Genomic DNA, 1,173 nt, shown 5'->3' on the forward strand with positions numbered 1-1,173 from the left:
GGTTCAATGTGTAAGCGCTTCTCTCGAAGCGACCCTTACTATATTACACGATCGATCACTTGATGTCAATAACTTTTTTGAAATTGTTATGATCAAGTTCATCGTGTTTTGTTAGCCGTTTGTGGCAACAAATAATACTTTACCAGTTAACTTCGCAGAAGTCAACTTCTTTTTAAATGTTTTTTACTTTTATATCTACTAAGTTGTGAAACACTTAAACGAGCCTAATAGAAATAGTTGAAATCCCCTATAAAAGGCGGAAGAACAATAATATCACAAAAATCTACTTAATAGCAATATCTATTTTTACAATTTGATAGATATCTTTGAGATCAGCTTAGAATACTATACTATATATATACACAAAGAAAAGAATCGTAAACATATCTGCTTGACTATGATTTCAGGTTACCTGAGTATCTCCGAATTCGGATGAGCTATTCTGAATGGAAATATGACGCTGATTTCCTGCAGGATGACAAAATATATTGAGAGGTAAGGAGAGTTCCAGATCTGAAGGTGGTCCAAATCAATTGCGAGTGGGGTTTTGTTACTCTTAGGCGAAAGCTAATTTTAGTTTGTATTTTGATATTTATTTTAACTTTCTAATAGATTGATCGTTTAATAGTAGGATCGGTGCGTGTTTTTATCATTAGAAATAGAACGATTTAGCCCTGTTCAATGTGCGATCCGTAATAATCAGACCCACAATATAGATTGTGGCTCCAATTGTCAGAGCATTATAGGGGGCCATTAAAATAATTGCGTCAAAATAGATCGAAATTGCGTCTTTTTTATTTTTATTGCGTCGTTTACATCCGTTATTGCGTCATTTTGTTTTAGAATTGCGTATTTTAATCGCAATCTGTCCTTCATTGCTAATTTTAATTGTACGATCAACCTTCAATAACATTTGTTCAACATATAAAAACGCAAAAAAGCCGCCCTCTCTATCCTAGAACCAATTTGTTCTTCGAACCAAGAATCCATTAACAAATAAACACAAAAAAGAGTAGCCCCTAGGAGCTACTCTTTCTCACATTTGCCTGGCGACGTCCTACTCTCACAGGGGGAGATCCCCCAACTACCATCGGCGCTGAAGAGCTTAACTTCCGTGTTCGGCATGGGAACGGGTGTGACCTCTTCGCCATTATCACCAGACGAATATTCAAT

Annotated in this window: 1 rRNA gene; it reads right to left on the reverse strand. The window is 36.0% G+C overall.

The features are described from left to right. Positions 1-1,044: 1,044 nt before the first annotated feature. A 5S ribosomal RNA gene (gene rrf / locus ACIFOD_RS22030) occupies positions 1,045-1,161 on the reverse strand. Positions 1,162-1,173 lie beyond the last annotated feature (12 nt).

Origin of the sequence: Rossellomorea sp. NRS-1567 (assembly GCF_050467885.1) — a bacterium.
In the GTDB taxonomy this organism is placed as follows: Bacteria; Bacillota; Bacilli; order Bacillales; family Bacillaceae_B; genus Rossellomorea; species Rossellomorea aquimaris_C.